Annotated in this window: 16 protein-coding genes; 8 read left to right on the forward strand and 8 right to left on the reverse strand. The window is 66.8% G+C overall.

Annotated elements, in window-relative coordinates; genetic code table 11:
* Positions 1–3: 3 nt before the first annotated feature.
* Positions 4–1,803, reverse strand: coding sequence for a hypothetical protein (locus ACQP2D_RS34320; protein WP_433680081.1), 1,800 nt, complete (start codon positions 1,801–1,803; stop codon positions 4–6).
* An 85-nt stretch (positions 1,804–1,888) separates the two neighbouring features.
* Positions 1,889–4,192, reverse strand: a complete 2,304-nt coding sequence (locus ACQP2D_RS34325; protein WP_433680083.1) for a hypothetical protein — start codon at positions 4,190–4,192, stop codon at positions 1,889–1,891.
* 403 nt (positions 4,193–4,595) lie between these two features.
* Between ACQP2D_RS34325 and ACQP2D_RS34330 the strand changes: the two genes are divergently transcribed.
* Genes ACQP2D_RS34330 through ACQP2D_RS34340 form a run of 3 tightly spaced genes read left to right on the forward strand, consistent with a single transcriptional unit; the run spans position 4,596 to position 7,204 of the window.
* Positions 4,596–4,979, forward strand: a complete 384-nt coding sequence (locus ACQP2D_RS34330; RefSeq protein WP_433680085.1) for a hypothetical protein — start codon at positions 4,596–4,598, stop codon at positions 4,977–4,979.
* A 60-nt stretch (positions 4,980–5,039) separates the two neighbouring features.
* Positions 5,040–5,738 carry a response regulator transcription factor gene (locus ACQP2D_RS34335; protein ID WP_433680086.1) on the forward strand — a complete coding sequence of 233 codons (699 nt, stop codon included), beginning with the start codon at positions 5,040–5,042 and terminating at the stop codon, positions 5,736–5,738.
* The gene (locus ACQP2D_RS34340) at positions 5,735–7,204 is read left to right on the forward strand and encodes a sensor histidine kinase (RefSeq protein WP_433680087.1); all 1,470 of its coding nucleotides are present in this window, start codon (positions 5,735–5,737) and stop codon (positions 7,202–7,204) included. Before ACQP2D_RS34335 ends, ACQP2D_RS34340 begins: the two co-directional genes overlap by 4 nt.
* Positions 7,205–7,368: 164 nt before the next feature.
* Here ACQP2D_RS34340 and lepA read toward each other — a convergent pair whose 3' ends face one another.
* Both lepA and ACQP2D_RS34350 read right to left on the reverse strand, forming a co-directional pair.
* Entirely contained in the window at positions 7,369–9,255 is a 1,887-nt protein-coding gene (gene lepA, locus ACQP2D_RS34345; RefSeq protein WP_433680088.1) for a translation elongation factor 4, read from the reverse strand.
* A 64-nt stretch (positions 9,256–9,319) separates the two neighbouring features.
* The gene (locus tag ACQP2D_RS34350; RefSeq protein WP_433680089.1) at positions 9,320–9,973 is read right to left on the reverse strand and encodes a DUF6304 family protein; all 654 of its coding nucleotides are present in this window, start codon (positions 9,971–9,973) and stop codon (positions 9,320–9,322) included.
* A 146-nt stretch (positions 9,974–10,119) separates the two neighbouring features.
* Between ACQP2D_RS34350 and ACQP2D_RS34355 the strand changes: the two genes are divergently transcribed.
* From ACQP2D_RS34355 to ACQP2D_RS34365, 3 genes are all read left to right on the forward strand, one after another.
* Entirely contained in the window at positions 10,120–10,842 is a 723-nt protein-coding gene (locus ACQP2D_RS34355; protein ID WP_433680090.1) for an EthD domain-containing protein, read from the forward strand.
* A gap of 124 nt (positions 10,843–10,966) precedes the next feature.
* Positions 10,967–11,545 carry a type II toxin-antitoxin system PemK/MazF family toxin gene (locus tag ACQP2D_RS34360; RefSeq protein WP_433680091.1) on the forward strand — a complete coding sequence of 193 codons (579 nt, stop codon included), beginning with the start codon at positions 10,967–10,969 and terminating at the stop codon, positions 11,543–11,545.
* Between the two features lie 19 nt (positions 11,546–11,564).
* The gene (locus ACQP2D_RS34365) at positions 11,565–11,972 is read left to right on the forward strand and encodes a DUF5360 family protein (protein WP_433680092.1); all 408 of its coding nucleotides are present in this window, start codon (positions 11,565–11,567) and stop codon (positions 11,970–11,972) included.
* A 172-nt stretch (positions 11,973–12,144) separates the two neighbouring features.
* Here the strand turns inward: ACQP2D_RS34365 and ACQP2D_RS34370 are convergent, their stop codons facing one another.
* The 4 genes from ACQP2D_RS34370 to ACQP2D_RS34385 form a co-directional block, all read right to left on the reverse strand.
* Entirely contained in the window at positions 12,145–12,933 is a 789-nt protein-coding gene (locus ACQP2D_RS34370) for an aquaporin (RefSeq protein ID WP_433680093.1), read from the reverse strand.
* Positions 12,934–13,099: 166 nt separating this feature from the next.
* On the reverse strand, positions 13,100–13,942 hold the full coding sequence (locus tag ACQP2D_RS34375; protein WP_433680094.1) for a transglutaminase family protein: 843 nt from the start codon (positions 13,940–13,942) through the stop codon (positions 13,100–13,102).
* Positions 13,939–14,913 (reverse strand): alpha-E domain-containing protein, encoded by a 975-nt coding sequence (locus tag ACQP2D_RS34380; protein ID WP_433680095.1) that lies wholly within the window; start codon positions 14,911–14,913, stop codon positions 13,939–13,941. The genes ACQP2D_RS34375 and ACQP2D_RS34380 overlap by 4 nt, the downstream gene beginning before the upstream one ends.
* Complete coding sequence (locus ACQP2D_RS34385) at positions 14,913–16,652, reverse strand: circularly permuted type 2 ATP-grasp protein (RefSeq protein ID WP_433680096.1); 1,740 nt, start codon at positions 16,650–16,652, stop codon at positions 14,913–14,915. Before ACQP2D_RS34385 ends, ACQP2D_RS34380 begins: the two co-directional genes overlap by 1 nt.
* A 281-nt stretch (positions 16,653–16,933) precedes the next feature.
* Between ACQP2D_RS34385 and rpsT the strand changes: the two genes are divergently transcribed.
* Together rpsT and ACQP2D_RS34395 are read left to right on the forward strand one after the other, a co-directional pair.
* Positions 16,934–17,194 (forward strand): 30S ribosomal protein S20, encoded by a 261-nt coding sequence (rpsT, locus tag ACQP2D_RS34390; RefSeq protein WP_354952934.1) that lies wholly within the window; start codon positions 16,934–16,936, stop codon positions 17,192–17,194.
* 380 nt (positions 17,195–17,574) lie between these two features.
* The gene (locus ACQP2D_RS34395) at positions 17,575–17,820 is read left to right on the forward strand and encodes a hypothetical protein (protein WP_433680097.1); all 246 of its coding nucleotides are present in this window, start codon (positions 17,575–17,577) and stop codon (positions 17,818–17,820) included.
* The last annotated feature ends 35 nt before the right edge of the window (positions 17,821–17,855 follow it).

Raw genomic sequence — 17,855 nt, forward strand, 5'->3', positions numbered from 1 at the left:
TATCTACGCGGCCGCGCTGATGCCATCGGCATCGGCGCGCAGTCCGCGCAGCTTGCCGAGCTGGACATCGAGGTCGGCGATCCGCTCCTCGCGGTGATCGCCGTACTTCCCATAGGCCACCTCCGCCACGCGCAACCGCTCGTCGGCGGTGCGCAGCACATCGGTGGCGATATCGGTGAAGTGGTCGCGCAACGTGCGCTGCAGTGCGCGCAACCGATTTCGCGATTCCTTGCCGACTTGGAAGACCACGTCGTCCATCAGCCTGGCCACCGAGACCTTCGCCTCGGCCTGGCGGCGCTGCTTGCGCGCCTTGCGATCGTCCCAGAGCGCATTCCCGCCGAGCAGCAGCGCAGCGGCGGCCGAATACCAGTTCACCAGCGGCATTTTCAGCAGACTGGTCAGCACGCCCACCATCAGCAGACCACCGTAGGAGCCGCGCATAACGGTCAGGAATTGCGCGAGCACACCGGCTTTCGCACTGGTCAGGGAATCCAGCGGCGCGACGGGCCCGAGCACTTCACCGGGATTGTGCAGGCGTAGGTCCGGTAGTGGCGGGGTGCGGTGATCGGCCGGGAATTTGGCGGCCACCTGCTCGGACAGTTCCACCGCCCGGTAGTGCGCCATCACGAAATTCTCTTCGACGGCCTCGCAGATGCGCGCGTCCAGATCGGCGCCGAAATCCTTCCAGCGCCGAGCCGGATCGGTCTGGGCGATCTCGGCCTCGGCGTCGCGGACCAGACTGCGCAACCGGTGCCGCAGATCGTGTTCGATATCGGCCATCAACTCGGTGCTGCCATCGCCGAGGGTGACCTGCCAGTTGGCCGAGCGCTGCCGTAGCTGATCGGCCTGGTCGCGGGCGGCCACCAGTTGTTCGGTGATCTCCACCCGGCGGCGCGGATCGCGCAGCGCCTCGGCCTCGGTCCGCAGGGTCACCGCGAGATGGTCGGAGACCAGCCGGATGTCATTGGCCGCGGCCGTCAGGACCAGGGTGTCGGCCCTGGCCACCACGTAGTCGCGCAGATGGTCGACGAGCTGAGGTACGCCCGATTCGATATCGCGCTGGTAGTTGCCCGCCTGCTGGTGCAGCAGCGCCGAAACCGGGGCCACCGCGAAGCCGAGTCCGGCCGCGTCCAGCAGCTCGCGATTGCGCTGCTGGGTGTGCTGCCAGTGCGGGTGCAGGTCGATCTTGTTCAGCACGCAGACCACCATGGGGCAGATCTGCTGGATGCGGTCCAGATAAGCGATCTGCTCCGCGGTGAACTCGGTTCCGGCGTCACCGACGTAGAGCACGGCATCGGCGGCGGCGATCATCGACCAGGTGGTGTGGTCCTCGCCATTGCCGCCGGGTGCGTCCATCAGGACCACGCCATCGGCCAGCAGCGGACTCGGCTCGGTGAATTCGGCGCGGATCACCCCGTCGGCGGCCAATGCCGGACCGGGATCCAGCGGATCGACCGACTGACGTTCGATGCGGCCGGCGCCGAGCGATTTCACCAGCACCGCGGTCGGCTCCGGTCCGTACTCGGCGATCACCGGCACGCTCAGCGCGCTCTCGGTAGCGCTGACCCTGGCCCCGATCAAACCGTTGACCAGGGTGCTCATACCGTTCTTGGACGCACCGACGACCACCAAGCGCAGCCGCGGGTCACCGACCCTGGCCCGCACCATATTCAGTCGGCCGCTGAGGTCGTCCCGGCCGGCGGAGCGGGTCATCTCCTGCAGTTGATCGAGAATTCCGATCACCGGCGCCATGACCTGCGGGTGTTTCACCGTGGCGGCCTCCAGCCCGGCTGCGGCGGACAACCCTCCTCCTAACTGTCGTACGGATTTCGCATTCGACGATGACATGCGCCAGCGCGACGGGTGCGCGCGACCCCCATCCTGATTCCTAGATCAGGGCGATGTCCAAGCCCGATGCCAGGTGGTGGCCGTCGTCGACGGCCGCATCGGGCAGCAGCGGGGTGGACAGACCACCGGCGATCATGGTCAGCGCCGAGTGGTCGGGTTCGTATACCGGATGCGCGAAGTCGGCCGGGCCGCCGAGCTCCGCGGCGATCGGATGCGGTTTGACGTCGATCGGCGGCTGCATCGGGGTGACCGGTGCCGGCATCGTCGGGGCCGGCACGTGGGTCTGAGTCGGGATCGGCGCGGGGGAATTCGCGGTCGGGATGTCGATGTCCACGGTCGGCGCTCCGTGGGTGACCGTGGGCACCGAAACCGTCGGCTCGTTGGTCGGGATGTCCACCGTCGGCGGAGTGTGCGTGGTCGGCGCCGAGTTGCCGCCGGTCCCGCCGTTGACGGTGCTGGGGGGCGCCCCGCCGTGGCCGGTGCTCGGGGTGGTGGCGCCACCGTGGCCGGTGCTGGGCAGCGTCACATCGTCATCGTCCGGCACAGTCGGGGGTGCGGTGTGACTCGGCGCGTTGGTGCTGGGCACATTTGTGCTCGGCGCGTGCGTGGTCGGCGCCTGGGTGCCCGGGATCTTGGTCGTGCCGGTGATGTCGGTGCCGGGGAGGGTGGCACCGGGGGTCTTGGTGTTGCCAGAGTCGGGCACCTTGGTCGGATGCCCGGTGCTGTCGCCGGGGACGACCGGAACCGGCACCGTCTTGGTGATGGTGGTCGGGGTGTTGGTCAGCGGCGTGTGCGGCGCATGCGAATCGTCGACGAGGACGGGCTTGGCCGGTGCGGGCCTGGGCTCGAACAGCGCGGGCACCACTGCGGCGGGCGCGGTCAGCGGCGACGGACCCGTCGGCGCCACGAGCACATTGGCGACCGGGGTGCTCGCCACATCCGGCTGGATCGTGGTCTGCAGCGGGGTGGCCGCGACCGGCGCGGCGACCGCGGCGGGCGCGACCACCGGTGCCGGCGGCACGACGGCCGGTGCGATCGGGGCGACCGGTGCGACGAACGGCTGGGCGGGCTGCACCGCGACGGGCTGTGCGGCGGAAGAGTACTGGGAGACGGATCCGGCAGGCTGCGTGGTGGCCGCGCTGCTCGGGCTGTGTCCCGAGGTGCCGGTCTGGTCCAGCCCCGAACGTCCGGTCGTGCCGGGGGTCTGGCCGAGCCAGTCGGAGAACCGGTCGATATTGTCGCCGACCCGACCCGCACCGGTCTCGACCTTCAGCGCGCCGTTGACCTCGACCTTGGACTGCGTGTTCAGGTACATCCCGTTCGGGCCGACGCCGAAGTCCACTTCGAGTTCGGTGTGCACGCTGAAACTGGCGTCCGCGTTGAGGAATACGCCGACGGCATCCGGATTTCCGATGCCATGGAACATATCCGCGCCGTGGAACGCGTCCGCACCATGGAACGCGTCGGTGCCGTGGAACGCGTCGGTGCCGTGGAACAGATCACCGCTGCCCGCGGGCGCGCCGGTGTGAAACATATTGCCGCCGAAGTACGGAAGGCCACCGCCCGTGTCCGCGGTGCTGCTGCCGTCGGAGTCCTCGGCCTCGCTGACCGGTTCCGCGGTCGCGGTGTCGCCGGGCGTACCGGCCACCGGAACGCGGGGCAGGACAAAGGGGTTCGAGCCGGGTGCGACGAAGCCGTTCGGGCCGGGCAGCCCGAAGCCGTGTCCCTCCTGCCCCAGACCGTGGCCGGGCAGCCCGAAACCGCCCTGGCCGAAGTCGAGTCCGGGTGCGCCGCCGAAGCCACCGCCCGCGTGGTCGGTGCCGAAATCGAGTCCGGACTGCGGCGTCTCGCCGCGCAGATCGAGTCCGGACCGCTCGCTCTCGGCACCGAGGCCGAGTCCGGGCTGGTGACCGTTGCCATGGGCGGCGTCCTGCCACGGCTGCGGCGCGTGCTGCTGCGGCGGCGGCGAGCCGATGTGCAGACCGGGGTTCGGCGCGTTCGGGATGGTGAACGGAGCATTGACGGCGATATCACGAGGTGTCGGCGTCTGCGCGTGAATCGGCGCGGGCGGTACCCAATTCGGATCCGGATCCGGGAAGGTCACCACCGGGCTCGGCGCGTCCGCATCGGGATCACGAGAGTAGGCCGAGGTCCAGCTGTCGAGCCGTTGCCCACCGGGATGCACGGGCGCGGTACCGCCGTTGGCAGCGACCAGGGCGCCACCGGTGACGTACGCCCCCGCCCTCGCTACCCGCGCGACGCCGGTGGCGACGCGATAGGCGGTATCTCCCGCACGGTCGTCAGCATCGGTGTCATCGCTGTCGAAGGGCAGGTCACTCGTCATGCAAGCTCCACTCTCAGGTTTCCAGCATCCTCACCACGCCGGGCAGACCGAGTGAAGATCACTTAACGATATTCCGGAAAACCCAACTGTCACATTCTGCAGGTCCGCAAAGAATGCGACTGTGACAAGCAACACAACCTTGCCATTGGAGAAACCAGAACGGAAGCCCTGATTCTGCGGGCATCCCAAACCGGGTGCAGGCGTCGTCATTTGGACCCGATCGTGCACTCCGAACCGCGCGGTGCGGCTTGCCGACGACACTAACTCGTCGGATGGCGACCCGTACAGCCCTTTCGATGCGCCGCAAGAGATCTCTAACAATTGCTCAAGAGACGGTGAAGTTCGGCTCCCTAGCGTCTATCTCGCCGGGACGACCCGGCACCGACGCGAAGGAGATCGCATCATGACCGCACCCCTCGGCCGCGGCCGAGCCCGCACCGTCGCCATCGTCACCGGAACGGCATTCGCCGCCACCGCGGCCACGCTGGTCGCGGGCGCCGCCTCGGCCCAGCCACCGCAGCCGGGCGGCGGCCCGACCGTGACGTGTGTGCTGATCGCTCCCGGCGACCCGCACGTGGTGATCCAGGGCGGGCCGGGGCCGCAGGTCGTCGTTCCGGCCACACCGCTGCCACCGGGCGCCCCGCTGCCCGGCTGCCCGGATATCGATCCGTCCGGGCCGGGCGGCCCCGCACAGCCCGGTGGTTCGCACGTGATCATCGAACGCGGGCCCGGCGTCGTGCAGGTCCACCCCGCGCAACCGGCGCCGACCGGCAGCAGCGGCGGCTGAGCACGCAGCGGCTCTATCGTGGCCCCATGACGGCAGCGATTCGACGAGGGGGTTGGCCGGATGACGGGTGGACAGCGCATCTTGGTCGTCGACGATGAGGTTCGAGTTCTCGCGTCGCTGCGGCGCGGGCTCGAACTGTCCGACTTCGAGGTGGTCACCGCGGGTGACGGGGCCGAGGCGCTGGCCATGGTCCACCGGACCGAACCGGACGCCATGGTGCTCGATGTGAATATGCCGAATCTCGATGGGGCGGGTGTGGTTACGGCATTGCGCGCGATGGGCAACGACATTCCGATCTGCGTGCTCAGCGCCCGTACCGCGGTCAGCGATCGCATCGCCGCCCTGGAGCGCGGCGCCGACGACTACCTGACCAAACCCTTCGACCTCGGTGAGCTGGTCGCCCGGCTGCACGCACTGCTGCGCCGTCGGCCGGCGGCCGTCCAGCCGTCCGGCGACGGCCACCGCCAGATCGGACAGGTGCGGATCGATCGGGCCGGACATCGAGTCTTCGCCGGCGGACAGCAGGTGGAGCTGACCAAACGAGAATTCGAGGTGCTCGCACTGCTGGCCGACAACACCGGCATCGTGCTCAGCCGCGAGCAGATCCTGTCCGCGGTCTGGGGCTACGACTTCACCACCGACACCAATGTGGTGGATGTGTTCGTCTCCTATTTACGGCGGAAGTTGGAGGTACACGGTGCGCCACGGGTCATCCACACCGTGCGCGGAGTGGGTTTCGTCCTGCGGGAGGAAGCGTGAAGGCGCCGAAGGTGTCGCTATCGTTGCGCGCCCGGGTGGCGCTGGTGTCGGGTGTTGTCGCCGCGCTGGTGGCGGTCGTGCTCGGGGTCGCGTACTTCGCACTGCTCACCACCGCGAGTTCACGGCAGCTGGATCAGACGGTGTCGACGATGAACGTCCGGGTCGCGCGGCCCGCGGATATCGTGGCGTCTCCCGGTCAGCCGCTCGATGTATTACCCCCGCTGCCCTTACCAGAAGGCATTGCGCCCATACCACTTCCGACTGCTCCGCCGCATGTGGTCCAGTTCGCCGACAACGCTGTCGCCCCGGTCGCCGGAGCGCCCGGGCTCGCCGTGGTGTTGCGCCCGAACCGCGCCGCCGTCGACTCGGCGATCCGGCGCAGCCAGCTGATCGGCCTGTCCGTCGCGGTCGGCGGCGTGCTGCTGGCCGCCGCGCTCGGCTGGTTCCTGGCCGGTTACGCCGCCCGACCGCTGCGGAAACTGGCCACCGCCACGCACGGCATCGACACCCTGGAGAAACTGCCGCCATTGTCCGGCCGCGGCGCGCGTGAGGCCGAGGAACTCTCCGACGCCATCACCCGAATGCTGGCGCGGCTGGAGGCGGCGCACGGTGCCACCAATCGCGCGCTGGCCAGCGCCCGGGACTTCGCCGCGGTCTGCGCCCATGAGCTGCGTACACCGCTGACCGCGATGCGCACCGACCTGGAAGTCCTGGCCACCAAGGAATTACCCGCCGAGCAGCAGCGCGCGGTACTCGCCGACGTGCTGCTCGCCGAGCGCCACATCGAGAACACCCTGACCGATCTGGAACGACTCGCGGTCGGCGAACTCACCGAATCCGACGCCTTCGAGCCCTTCGAACTCTGCGAAACCCTCGACCGCGCGGTACAGGATGCCCGCCGCCGACACCCCGACACACATATCGACCTCACCGAATGCGCCCCGATCACGGTGACCGGTCTACCCGGCGGCCTCATGCTGATCGTCACGAACGCCGTCACCAACGCCGTACAACACGGTCACGCCCGCACCATCACCATCGCCGCCCGATGCTGCGATCCGAGCACCGCCGAGGCGAGCCCTACTGAGCCGAGCGCGGCTGGTCCAGGCCGTGCCGATCCGAGCACCGCCGCCACAAGCCCAGGTGACGCGACCTTTGCCGATCCGAATGGTGCGAATCCGAAGGCCCATGTGCACCCGGCCGATCCGAACACCTTCCCCCACAACGCCTCCGACGCCCCCGCCCAAGTCGAGATCATCATCGACGACGACGGCACCGGCATCCCCGAACCCCTCCGCCCCACCGCCTTCGACCGCTTCACCAAAGGCCCCGGCTCCCCCGGCTCCGGCTTAGGCCTCGCCCTCGTCCGCCAACAGGCCGAACTCCATTCCGGCACAGCTGAACTCATTCCTCGACCACACGGTGGCACCCGTCTGCTCGTCCGCATCGCCAACCGAACAGGCTGAACTCAGCTGATCCAATCCCGCAGCGGTGCCGTGTCGAGCGTGACCCCTACCGGGTGCGGTAGCGTCACCGCGAGCCCGATGGCATACCTGTGCACATCAAGGTATTCGCCGTTGTCCGGCTGGCTGTATCTCTCAGTTCTGCTCTCGACGCCGAGCGGCCGGCCCTACTTCTGGCCCTTGGGCTTGTCAGCGGCGGCGTCGGAGGACAGGGCGGCTACGAAGGCTTCCTGGGGGACGTCGACGCGGCCGATCGTCTTCATGCGCTTCTTGCCTTCCTTCTGCTTCTCGAGCAGTTTGCGCTTGCGGCTGATGTCACCGCCGTAGCACTTGGCGAGAACGTCCTTGCGGATGGCGCGGATGTTTTCGCGGGCAATGATTTTCGAGCCGATGGCGGCCTGGATGGGCACCTCGAACTGCTGGCGCGGGATGAGTTCACGCAGTTTGGTGGTCATCTTGTGGCCGTAGGCCTGGGCGGCATCGCGGTGCACGATCGCCGAGAACGCGTCCACCGCCTCGCCCTGCAGCAGGATGTCCACCTTCACCAGCGCCGACTCCTGCACACCCGCCTCCTCGTAATCGAGGCTGGCATAGCCGCGGGTGCGCGATTTCAGCGAGTCGAAGAAGTCGAAGATGATCTCGGCCATCGGCATGGTGTAGCGCAGTTCGACGCGGGTCTCGGACAGGTAGTCCATACCGCCGAGCTCACCGCGACGTGCCTGGCACAGTTCCATGATCGAACCGATGAATTCGCTCGGCGAGATGATGGTGCACTTGACCACCGGCTCGTACACATGGCGGACCTTGCCCTCGGGCCAGTACGAGGGATTGGTCACGACGTGTTCGGCGCCGTCCTCCATCTGCACCTTGTAGACCACGTTGGGCGCGGTGGAGATCAGATCCAGATCGAATTCGCGCTGCAGCCGCTCGCGGGTGATCTCCATATGCAGCAGACCGAGGAACCCGCACCGGAATCCGAAGCCGAGGGCCACCGAGGTCTCCGGCTCGTAGGTCAGTGCGGCGTCGTTGAGCTGGAGCTTGTCCAGTGCGTCGCGCAAGTCCGGGTAGTCCGAGCCGTCGACCGGGTAGAGACCGGAGTACACCATGGGGCGCGGCTCGCGGTAGCCGGTGAGCGGTTCGGTCGCACCTGCGCGCGCGGAGGTCACGGTATCGCCGACCTTCGACTGGCGCACATCCTTCACGCCGGTGATCAGATAGCCGACCTCGCCGACACCCAGACCCTGGGTGGGTTTGGGTTCCGGAGAGACGATGCCGACCTCGAGCAGTTCGTGCGTCGCGCCGGTGGACATCATCTTGATCTTCTCGCGCGGAATGATCTTGCCGTCCACCACCCGGACATAGGTGACCACGCCGCGGTAGGTGTCGTAGACCGAGTCGAAGATCATGGCGCGTGCCGGTGCGTCCGGATCGCCGACCGGCGCTGGCACCGCCTCGATGACCTTGTTCAGCAGTTCCGGCACACCGACACCGGTCTTACCGGAGACCCGCAGCACGTCCTCGGGTTCGCAGCCGATGATGTGCGCGATCTCGCCCGCGTAGCGATCCGGATCCGCGGCCGGGAGATCGATCTTGTTGAGCACCGGGATGATCGTCAGATCCTTGTCCAGCGCCAGGTACAGATTCGCCAGCGTCTGCGCCTCGATGCCCTGCGCCGCGTCGACCAGCAGCACCGCGCCCTCACACGCCTCGAGCGCGCGCGACACCTCGTAGGTGAAGTCGACGTGACCGGGCGTATCGATGAGGTGCAGGACGTAGTCGGTGCCGTCGACCTGCCAGGGCAGTCGGACGTTCTGGGCCTTGATGGTGATGCCGCGCTCGCGCTCGATATCCATTCGGTCCAGGTACTGGGCGCGCATCGCCCGCTCCTCGACCACTCCGGTCAGTTGCAGCATGCGGTCGGCCAGCGTCGACTTGCCATGGTCGATGTGCGCGATGATGCAGAAGTTCCGGATCCGGGCGGGATCGGTGAACGTCGTGTCGGCGAAGCTGGCGGGCACTCCACTCCTCATGGGTATCGGCAAACTGCCGTCCATCGTCCCATGCGCACGGTAAAGCCCCTGTCAGCGGTGCACCGTTCTGCGTTCCGAACCGCCTTTTTCAGCCGCGATAGCCGGTGCCGGGGATGCGTCGCTCGTAGTCTGCGCACAGATAGGTCTCGGGTACCTGCTCGGTGACCGGCACCTCGAAATAGTCGTCCTTGGAGCGGACCGCGAGGTACTTGTCCCTGGCCTCGCGATGACACCACATGCCGGTAAGGCCGTGACCGTATGGCGAGTAGTCGGAGAACAGGCACGTCATGCAGGAGATCAGGCGGACGTCATCGGGAAACTGCTGTCCGAGTCGGAACAGCGCGTCCTCGAAGTACCGGTCCGCGGCCTGATAGGTCTGCCCATCGATCTCGACGGCGAGCTGCAGTGACTCACCGGTCCCACCCGGCGGCAGTGTCAGCCGGAAATGGATCGGACCGGGTCGCCGCTCGGCGCCCACCTGCACCGTGCCGGGCAACTCGCCGGAGAAGGCGCAGCCGGAGATGGCATCCCATTCGTCGATGGGCAGCCCGACCCGAAGTGCGGCATCCCGGTCATAGGGGCCGAGTGCGTCGAAATCCGGACCCGCCACAGGGACGCCCCGGATCACGGTTCGGATATCGAAGCGGTTCGGACCCCAGTGCCGCGATGGCCCGATCCGCCACATGATGCGCTCGATACCGTGTCCGTCCTCGTAGGTTCCCGGAAAGACCTGCGGCTGCACAGCTGGATACCTTCCGCACGACGAATTTCGCAGACTCTAGCGGAGAATGCGCGCGCGGCGAACCAGGTTGCGCGACATCGCCGAATCCGTCCCGGCAATCGGACGAATCTCGCACACCCGCAGTTTCGCGGCCTTAGGTTCGGCGTGTGGAGAAATTGGTCTTCGTTCTGCGCCGGTCCGATTCCGACGCGACCGACTCGTGGTGCGAATCGCTGCGCACCACCGTGGCCGCGCGCCTGGTCGACATCGGCGCGGCGGGTGTCACGGTCTATGTCCGCGATGCGGCGGTCCAGGGCGCGCTGATGCGCATGGTCACGCTGGATCCGCCGATCGCCGCCGTCGTCACCATCTGGGTCGAGCAGAGCTACGGTCCCGCGGCCACCGCCGCGGCGGAGATACTCGGTGCCTGCGCCACGGCGGCACACGGCTACCTGGTGACCGAGTCCGTGCCGCTGCGGCTCGACGATGCGGTCCCGACACGCACCGACGGCTTCGGCAATCTGGCCTTTCTGCGCCGCCCCGCCGAACTCACCCCCGACGAATGGCTGCGACGCTGGCAGCACGAGCACACCGCAGTGGCCATCGAGACGCAGTCGACGTTCGGCTATACCCAGAACGTGGTGGTCCGGGCGATCACACCGGACGCGCCCGCCATCGATGCCATTGTCGAGGAACAGTTTCCGGCGGCGGCGCTCACCGACCCCATGGTCTGGTACGACACGCGCGACGCGGCCGAATTCCAGAATCGGGTGCGACGCATGCTGGACTCGGTCGCGCGGATCGGCGCCGATCGCGACCTCGATACCGTCTCCGTCAGCAGATATCCGGTGCTGCAACCGTTTTCACTACGGACACACCAGCACAGCTGAGCATGATGCGCGAATCGTCCACGCGCACGTCACCATGACCGCGACCGCGACCGCAAACCGGCAGTGCTACCGACCGGTAGGCGGTGCGGATGAGAAGACGAGACCGCGCCGTTACCATCCAAGGATGGCCCGAAGTTGGAACTCGATCGGCAAGCAGCTAGGCCTCATCGCGAAGGCGCAGAGTCCCAAGATCGTCAAGGAGCAGGGACCGAAGCTGGTCGACAAGCTGCAGCGTTCGTCATTGCTCGAACGTGCGGTCGGCTCGCTGGCGACCCGCAAGGCGCCCGCGGTGGCGATTCGTCCGGCCGCCTCGGCCCCGGTGCCGACGGGCGAGCGGGCCAGGCAGATCGTCTACTGCCCGCAATTGGACGGCCGCGCCGATCCCGGCGAGATCGTGTGGACCTGGGTGCCCTATGAGGAGGATCCGAATAACGGCAAGGACCGCCCGGTACTCGTCGTCGGGCGCGACCGCAGGACCCTGCTCGGCCTGATGCTGTCGTCGAATCCGGAGCGCGCGTACGACCGGAATTGGATCGGAATCGGCGGCGGCAGTTGGGATCACGAGGGCAGGCCGAGCTGGGTCCGCCTCGACCGGGTCCTCGACGTGCCGGAGGACGGCATCCGCCGCGAGGGCGCGATCCTGGCGCGCAAGACCTTCGACCTGGTCGCACATCGTCTGTGCGCCGAATACGCCTGGCACTAACGGGGAATCGGGTGCCATCATGAATCGGGTTCTCGGGCCGACGAAGATCGCCATGCTGATCACCGATGTCGGCTTCCTGCTCTACTGGGCGATCGCCTTCGCGCACGTCATCCCGCCCGAATGGGCATATAAGGACTACACCGATCCGATACTGACCGATTGGAACAACTCGTTCGTGCTGCTCGATCTGGCGGCCAGCGGCACCGGGCTCGCCAGCCTGTGTCGCGCACCCGGTTGGCGCACGCTGATGACCGTCTCGCTGACCTTGACCTGCGTGGCCGGACTGCAAGCCCTCGCATTCTGGACGTTGCGTGCGGATTTCAGCCCACTGTGGTGGGTGCCCAACCTGTTGCTACTGCTGTTCCCGCTGCCCGCACTGGTCGCCCTGACCTGCGACGCTGGGACCGAAAAGCACCAGGCGGCATAGCACGTCCCGGTCTGATCGACCTGGGCAGCCACGAGAATGTCCACGCAACAACTGATCTCGCAATTACATGGGTAGCTCGCCGGGGACGAACTCGCTCAACCAGCATCGACCACCTGGTCCACAACGCAACGCTCGCGGCACTCACCGGCCGGCCTGAGGCGCGGGGAGGCGGTCAGGACACCATCTCGCGGGAGCGGCCGAACAGCACGCCGTAGACCAGAGCGCCGAGTACACCACCGATCAGCGGGAAGACGACGAACGCCCAGACCTGGGGACCGGCGCCGTCCTGATAGAAGGCGACGGCGAGGCTGCGGGCCGGGTTCACCGAGGTGTTATCCACCGGGATCGAGATCAGGTGGATGACCGTGAGCGTGAGACCGATCGACAGTCCGGCCTGTGGGATATCGGAGATCTGGTCGGTCGAGGCCAGCACCACGAAGACCAGCAGCGCGGTCAGCATGACCTCGACAATGATCGTGGCCGACAGGCCGTACCCATTCTGGATCACCACCTGCCCCAGTGGACCGCGCACCGCGGACGGGCTGTGCTTACCCCAGCCGTTCGCACCGAGCCCATTGACCGCGCGGTCATAGGACGGCAGGTTCTTGGCGATCGCGAACAGCACCAGCCCGGCCAGGAATCCGCCGATCAGCTGTGCGATCACATAGCCGATCGCGGAGATCACCGAGAGCCTGCCCATCAGCAGCTGTCCGACGGTCACGGCCGGATTGACGTGGCAGCCCGAGATCGGCCCGATCGCATACATCAGGAACAGCAGGGACAGTCCGAATGCGAATGCCACCCCGAGTGCGCCGACGCGCTCACCGGCCAGCACGGCGGTGCCGACACCGCCGATAACCAGGACGAAGGTGCCCAACGCCTCGGCCGCCCACTTCTTGGGCTCCGGTGTCGGCTCCAGTTCGGTGACTTCCTCGACGACTTCCTGAGCAGTGGGAGACATACGCGCCACCTTCCGAGAGGATCATCCCCGTGGTCACGGGGATCTGCCTGGGACCTGCTACGAAAATCACGGCTGAAGTGAAATGGACGTTACGCGAGACCGGTGAGCACTACAACGCCCCGCGCGGGTGCCGACCTATTCGAGCGACCCGCAAGCGATAGCGACGCTAGGCGAGGCGGGTGATCTCCACGACGACCTCCAGATCGGTCGAGCCACCGCCGGAGAAGATGCCCTTCAGCGGCGGCACATCCGCGTAGTCGCGGCCGACGCCGACGGATATGTGCTGTTCATTGATGGCGATATTGTTCGTCGGGTCGTAGCCCCACCACGCGCCGGTCCACGCCTCGATCCAGGCGTGCGACTGCCCGGCGACCGTCGCATTGATCTCGGCGGCCGGATTGGGGTGCAGATATCCGGAGACGTAGCGGCTGGGAATCCCCATGCTGCGCAACAACACCAGCGTCAAATGCGCGTAATCCTGGCATACGCCTCGGCGATCGGCGAAGGCCTGTACGGCCGAGGTGTGCACCGAGGTGGTACCCGCGATGTAGTTCATTTCGGCGTGCACCCATTCGGCCGCGCGCACAACGGCCTTCGCGGGCGGCACTGCACGGGCGAGTTGCCGCGCGACCGCGGCCAGCTTCTTGTCCTGCGGCACATAGGCGGTGGGCGAGAGCATTTCGTCGAAGCGGTCACGGATGTACTCGGAGCCCAACTCCTCCCAGGACAGCTCCTCGGCCGGACCCGCGAACGGTTCGGTCTCCACCACCGATGACCCGGTGACCTCCAATTCGGTATGCGGCGCATGCAGATCGAAGGAGGTGACCGCGGTACCCCAGTAGTCGGTGTAGCGGTAGGAACGGGTGGACGGCACCGTCTCGACCCGGTTCAGGATGACGTTCTGCCTGCTGTCCGCACGCGGGGTCAGCCGAGCCTCATTGAACGACCTGGTAACCGGAGCGTCGTATACATAACCGGTGGTGTGCACCACCCTGATCCGCCAGCTCACAGCTCTCCCTCCACCTGCGCATGGTTATCGTGACTACTGCGCAGATCGGTCCAGGCCACCCACGGTGCGGCGTGGAAGTACTGCAATGCGATCGCCTCGCTGACCTCACGGCAGGTCTTCTGCAGTGAGAGCAGGCGGTTCTGCAGATCCTCCAGCAGCGCGCCGGGCGGGAGGAATTCGAGTTCGCTGCGGGCCCGGCCGAGCAGCCGCTGTGCCTCGTGACGCGCGCCGACCCGGCTGCTCGGGCGCTGGTCGAGTTCGGCTAGGCAGGCCTCGGCCACTCGCACCGAATGGAAGACCGAACGCGGGAAGAGCCGGTCGAGCAGGATGAATTCGGCGACCAGATTGGCGTCGAGTGCGCCGCGATGGGTGCGCAGATAGGTGTCGTGCGCGCCCGCCGAGCGCAGTACGGTCACCCAGGCCGGTGACGAGGTGCGGTCACCCGCGCGCGAAAGCAGCAGGCGCACGGTCATATCCACGCGTTCGATGGAGCGGCCGAGCAAGAGGAAGCGGTAGCCGTCGTCGCGACTGAGGGTGGAATCGGAGAGTCCGGCGAACATTGCCGCCCGGTCCTTGATGTAGTGGAAGAATTCGTGCGGGCCGAGGCTGCGGGCGGCCTTCTCGGTCGCGGTGAGTCCGATAAAAGTGGCGTTGAGGCACTCCCACATCTCGCTGGAGGTGACTTCGCGTGCGCCCCTGGCGTTTTCGCGGGCGTTGGCAATCGAATCGACGATGGAATTGCCGTGGGCATGGCTGAACGCGACGAGGTCGGTCACCGACCAGACATCGAGTTCGACATCGGGCGGTTCGATCCCCAATACCCGCAACAGGACTCGCGAAGTGCGGTCCGGATCCACCGTGGCGTCCTCGAGCAGCTGGTGCACCGCGACATCCAGGATGCGGGCGGTGTCGTCGGCGCGTTCGACGTATCGTCCGATCCAGTACAGGGATTCGGCATTGCGGGCCAGCATCAGCGCATCACCCCGCCCTGTTGCTGCTGCCCGGTCGATCCGCTTTGCCGCTGCCACATCGATCCCAGCCGCTGTTCCTGCTGTTGCTGCAGCTGTTGCTGATTCGCCTGCGCCGCGGTCAATTCCCGGCCCAGCTCGCGCTGGTCGGACTGCGGCGGATCGCTGACCAACTCCTCGCCAGCGAGCTCACGGTCGGCAGGTGAGGTACGTCCGCTCAGCACCCAGGTGTCCTTACTGCCGCCGCCCTGACTGGAATTGACCACCAGCGAACCCTCCGGCAATGCCACCCGGGTCAGACCGCCCGGCAGCACCCAGATGTCGTCACCGTCGTTGACCGCGAACGGCCGCAGGTCGACGTGGCGCGGGACCAGCGCGCTTCCGATCTTGGTCGGCACGGTGGACAGCTGCACCACCGGCTGCGCGATCCAGCCCCGCGGATCCGACTTGATCTTGCGCCGGGTCGCCTCCAGCTCCCGTGGCGTGGCCACCGGTCCGATGACGATGCCGTAGCCGCCGGAGCCCTCGACGGGCTTGATAACCAGTTCATCGAGGCGATCGAGCACCTCTTCGCGCTCTTCGTCGAGCCAGCACCGATAGGTGTCGACGTTGGGCAGCACCGGCTTCTCGCCGAGGTAGTACTCGATGATCGTCGGCACATACGCGTACGTCAGCTTGTCATCGCCGACGCCATTGCCGATCGCGCTGGAGATGACCACATTGCCCGCGCGCGCGGCATTCATCAGTCCGGCGACGCCGAGCACCGAATCGGGCCGGAAGTGCATCGGGTCCAGGAAGGTGTCGTCGATGCGCCGGTAGATCACGTCGACCTGGCGCTCCCCCGCCGTGGTCCGCATATAGACGACATTGTCGCGGCAGAACAGGTCGCGCCCCTCGACCAATTCCACCCCCATCTGCCTGGCCAGCAGCGAATGTTCGAAGTAGGCCGAGTTGTAGACGCCCGGCGTCAGCACCACGACCGTCGGATCGGCCTCGTTCGGCGCGGCCGAAGCGCGCAGCGCGGCCAGCAGATGGGCCGGATAGTCCCCTACCGCGCGGACCCGGTGCGAGGAGAACAGATCAGGGAAGACCCGGGCCATGGTGCGCCGGTTCTCCATGACATAGGAGACCCCGGACGGCGAGCGCAGATTGTCCTCCAGCACCCGGAAATCGCCGCGTTCGTCGCGGATCAGGTCGATGCCCGCCACATGGATGCGCACCCCGTTGGGCGGCACCAGTCCGGCGGCCTCGCGATGGAAGTGCTGGCACGAGGTCACCAGCCGCTTCGGGATGACCTCGTCGCGCAGGATGTTCTGCTCGCCGTAGACGTCGGCGAGGAACAGTTCCAGCGCGGTCACCCGCTGCTTGATCCCGCGCTCCAGCTTGGCCCATTCGGCGGCCGCGATCACCCGCGGCACCAGATCGAGCGGGAAGGGCCGCTCCTGTCCGGACAGCGAGAAGGTGATGCCCTGATCGATGAAGGCGCGGTCCAGCGCATCGGAGCGGGCCGCGAGATCGGCCACATCGATGGGCGCCAGTGCCGAGAAGATGCCCCGGTAGGGCTGGCGCACCCGACCCTGGCCGTCGAACATCTCGTCGAACGCATCTGCGTACCGACCGGGGCCGTATCCCTCGAACAGTCCCGAAGTGGTTGCTCGACCGTTGCCATTCGCATGCCCGTTCGACCGGGCACGCGCCGGCGCGAGAGATCGAGCCGAACGTGGCGGCGAGGCGGGAGTCATGCAAAAATCGTGCTACACGCAGCACCGATGCGTGTGAGACGCAGGTAAATTTCTCGCATCACTCCTGGTTTCCGCTCAATTACTGCGGTCGGTGACGTTGCCGATCGAACCGTTCGCGCGGTGGCGATTACGCATGTCGAGTGGTCGTGATTTCGTGTGCGACGCGGCGGCTGGTACCCTCGATCTTCGGCGTCGCGTTACCTGATCACTCCGGTTACCAACGCGCGCTCGCGAACTTTTCAGCACAGTCCATTCAGCGACAGGAACACGAGGAAACAGGCGTGGCCAACATCAAGTCCCAGATGAAGCGGATCCGCACCAACGAGGCGGCGCGCAAGCGCAACCAGTCGGTCAAGTCCGGGCTGCGCACCGCGATCCGCAGCTTCCGGGAGGCCGCTGCCGCCGGCGATAAGGAAAAGGCCACCGAGCAGCTGGTCTTCGCCAGCCGCAAGCTGGACAAGGCCGCCTCGAAGGGCGTCATCCACGCCAACCAGGCCGCCAACAAGAAGTCGGCCCTCGCGCTGGCGCTGAACAAGCTCTGATCGCCTCGGTACCGCCGCGGTACCACCTCATACGTTGACGCAGCCGTCGTGGCCTCGATGACCACGGCGGCTTTTGTCGTCCCCGATCGACTATTGCGAGGATCACTTTCTCGCACTGCCGGTGCGGCAGGTCCGGCGCGAAACCTACCGATTCGTACGGTAATCGCAACCGTTCAGCAAACTTCCACTGTGGCGGCAATGCCACTCCCTGGGCGTTGAGCGGAACGACCCCGATAGGTGCCATGTCATCGAGACTGCCCTGGCAAATCGGTAGAGAAACGCCGGGCGGCGACCGCACCGAGCCATTGCCGCATCCCACTCCTCGAGCCGGATTCGGATCGGGCAGCCACATGTCGGAGGTTCCCGCTACGATTCGGCGCATGGTTACCGTGTACGCCAATCAGACGCCGGTTCGCTCCGAAGATCTCCCGGATGTCATTCGCGCCGCCGAGGTCCTAGGCATCGGACTGAAGATCGAGAACGTCATGGTCCCCGATGAGGACGGCGGCTACTCGCTGGAGTGGATCGTCACCCGGGACGAGGAGATTCCGGTCTACGAGGAATGGGAGGGCCGCTATGAGGAGCCGGAAGAGGATATCGAGTTAGTTCTCAGCTCGGTCGAATAATCCCCCCGGGCATCCGCACCCGCACCGAGCGGGTG

Origin of the sequence: Nocardia sp. CA-119907 (assembly GCF_050955995.1) — a bacterium.
Classification (GTDB): Bacteria; Actinomycetota; Actinomycetes; order Mycobacteriales; family Mycobacteriaceae; genus Nocardia.

Coding starts and splice junctions, on each gene's coding strand:
- ACQP2D_RS34365 (WP_433680092.1), top strand. CDS start 11,565: ATGAATCGGGTTCTCGGGCCGACGAAGATCGCCATGCTGATCACCGAT.
- ACQP2D_RS34335 (WP_433680086.1), top strand. CDS start 5,040: ATGACGGGTGGACAGCGCATCTTGGTCGTCGACGATGAGGTTCGAGTT.
- ACQP2D_RS34395 (WP_433680097.1), top strand. CDS start 17,575: ATGGTTACCGTGTACGCCAATCAGACGCCGGTTCGCTCCGAAGATCTC.
- ACQP2D_RS34370 (WP_433680093.1), bottom strand. CDS start 12,933: ATGTCTCCCACTGCTCAGGAAGTCGTCGAGGAAGTCACCGAACTGGAG.
- ACQP2D_RS34380 (WP_433680095.1), bottom strand. CDS start 14,913: ATGCTGGCCCGCAATGCCGAATCCCTGTACTGGATCGGACGATACGTC.
- ACQP2D_RS34385 (WP_433680096.1), bottom strand. CDS start 16,652: ATGACTCCCGCCTCGCCGCCACGTTCGGCTCGATCTCTCGCGCCGGCG.
- ACQP2D_RS34325 (WP_433680083.1), bottom strand. CDS start 4,192: ATGACGAGTGACCTGCCCTTCGACAGCGATGACACCGATGCTGACGAC.
- ACQP2D_RS34330 (WP_433680085.1), top strand. CDS start 4,596: ATGACCGCACCCCTCGGCCGCGGCCGAGCCCGCACCGTCGCCATCGTC.
- ACQP2D_RS34360 (WP_433680091.1), top strand. CDS start 10,967: ATGGCCCGAAGTTGGAACTCGATCGGCAAGCAGCTAGGCCTCATCGCG.
- lepA (WP_433680088.1), bottom strand. CDS start 9,255: ATGGACGGCAGTTTGCCGATACCCATGAGGAGTGGAGTGCCCGCCAGC.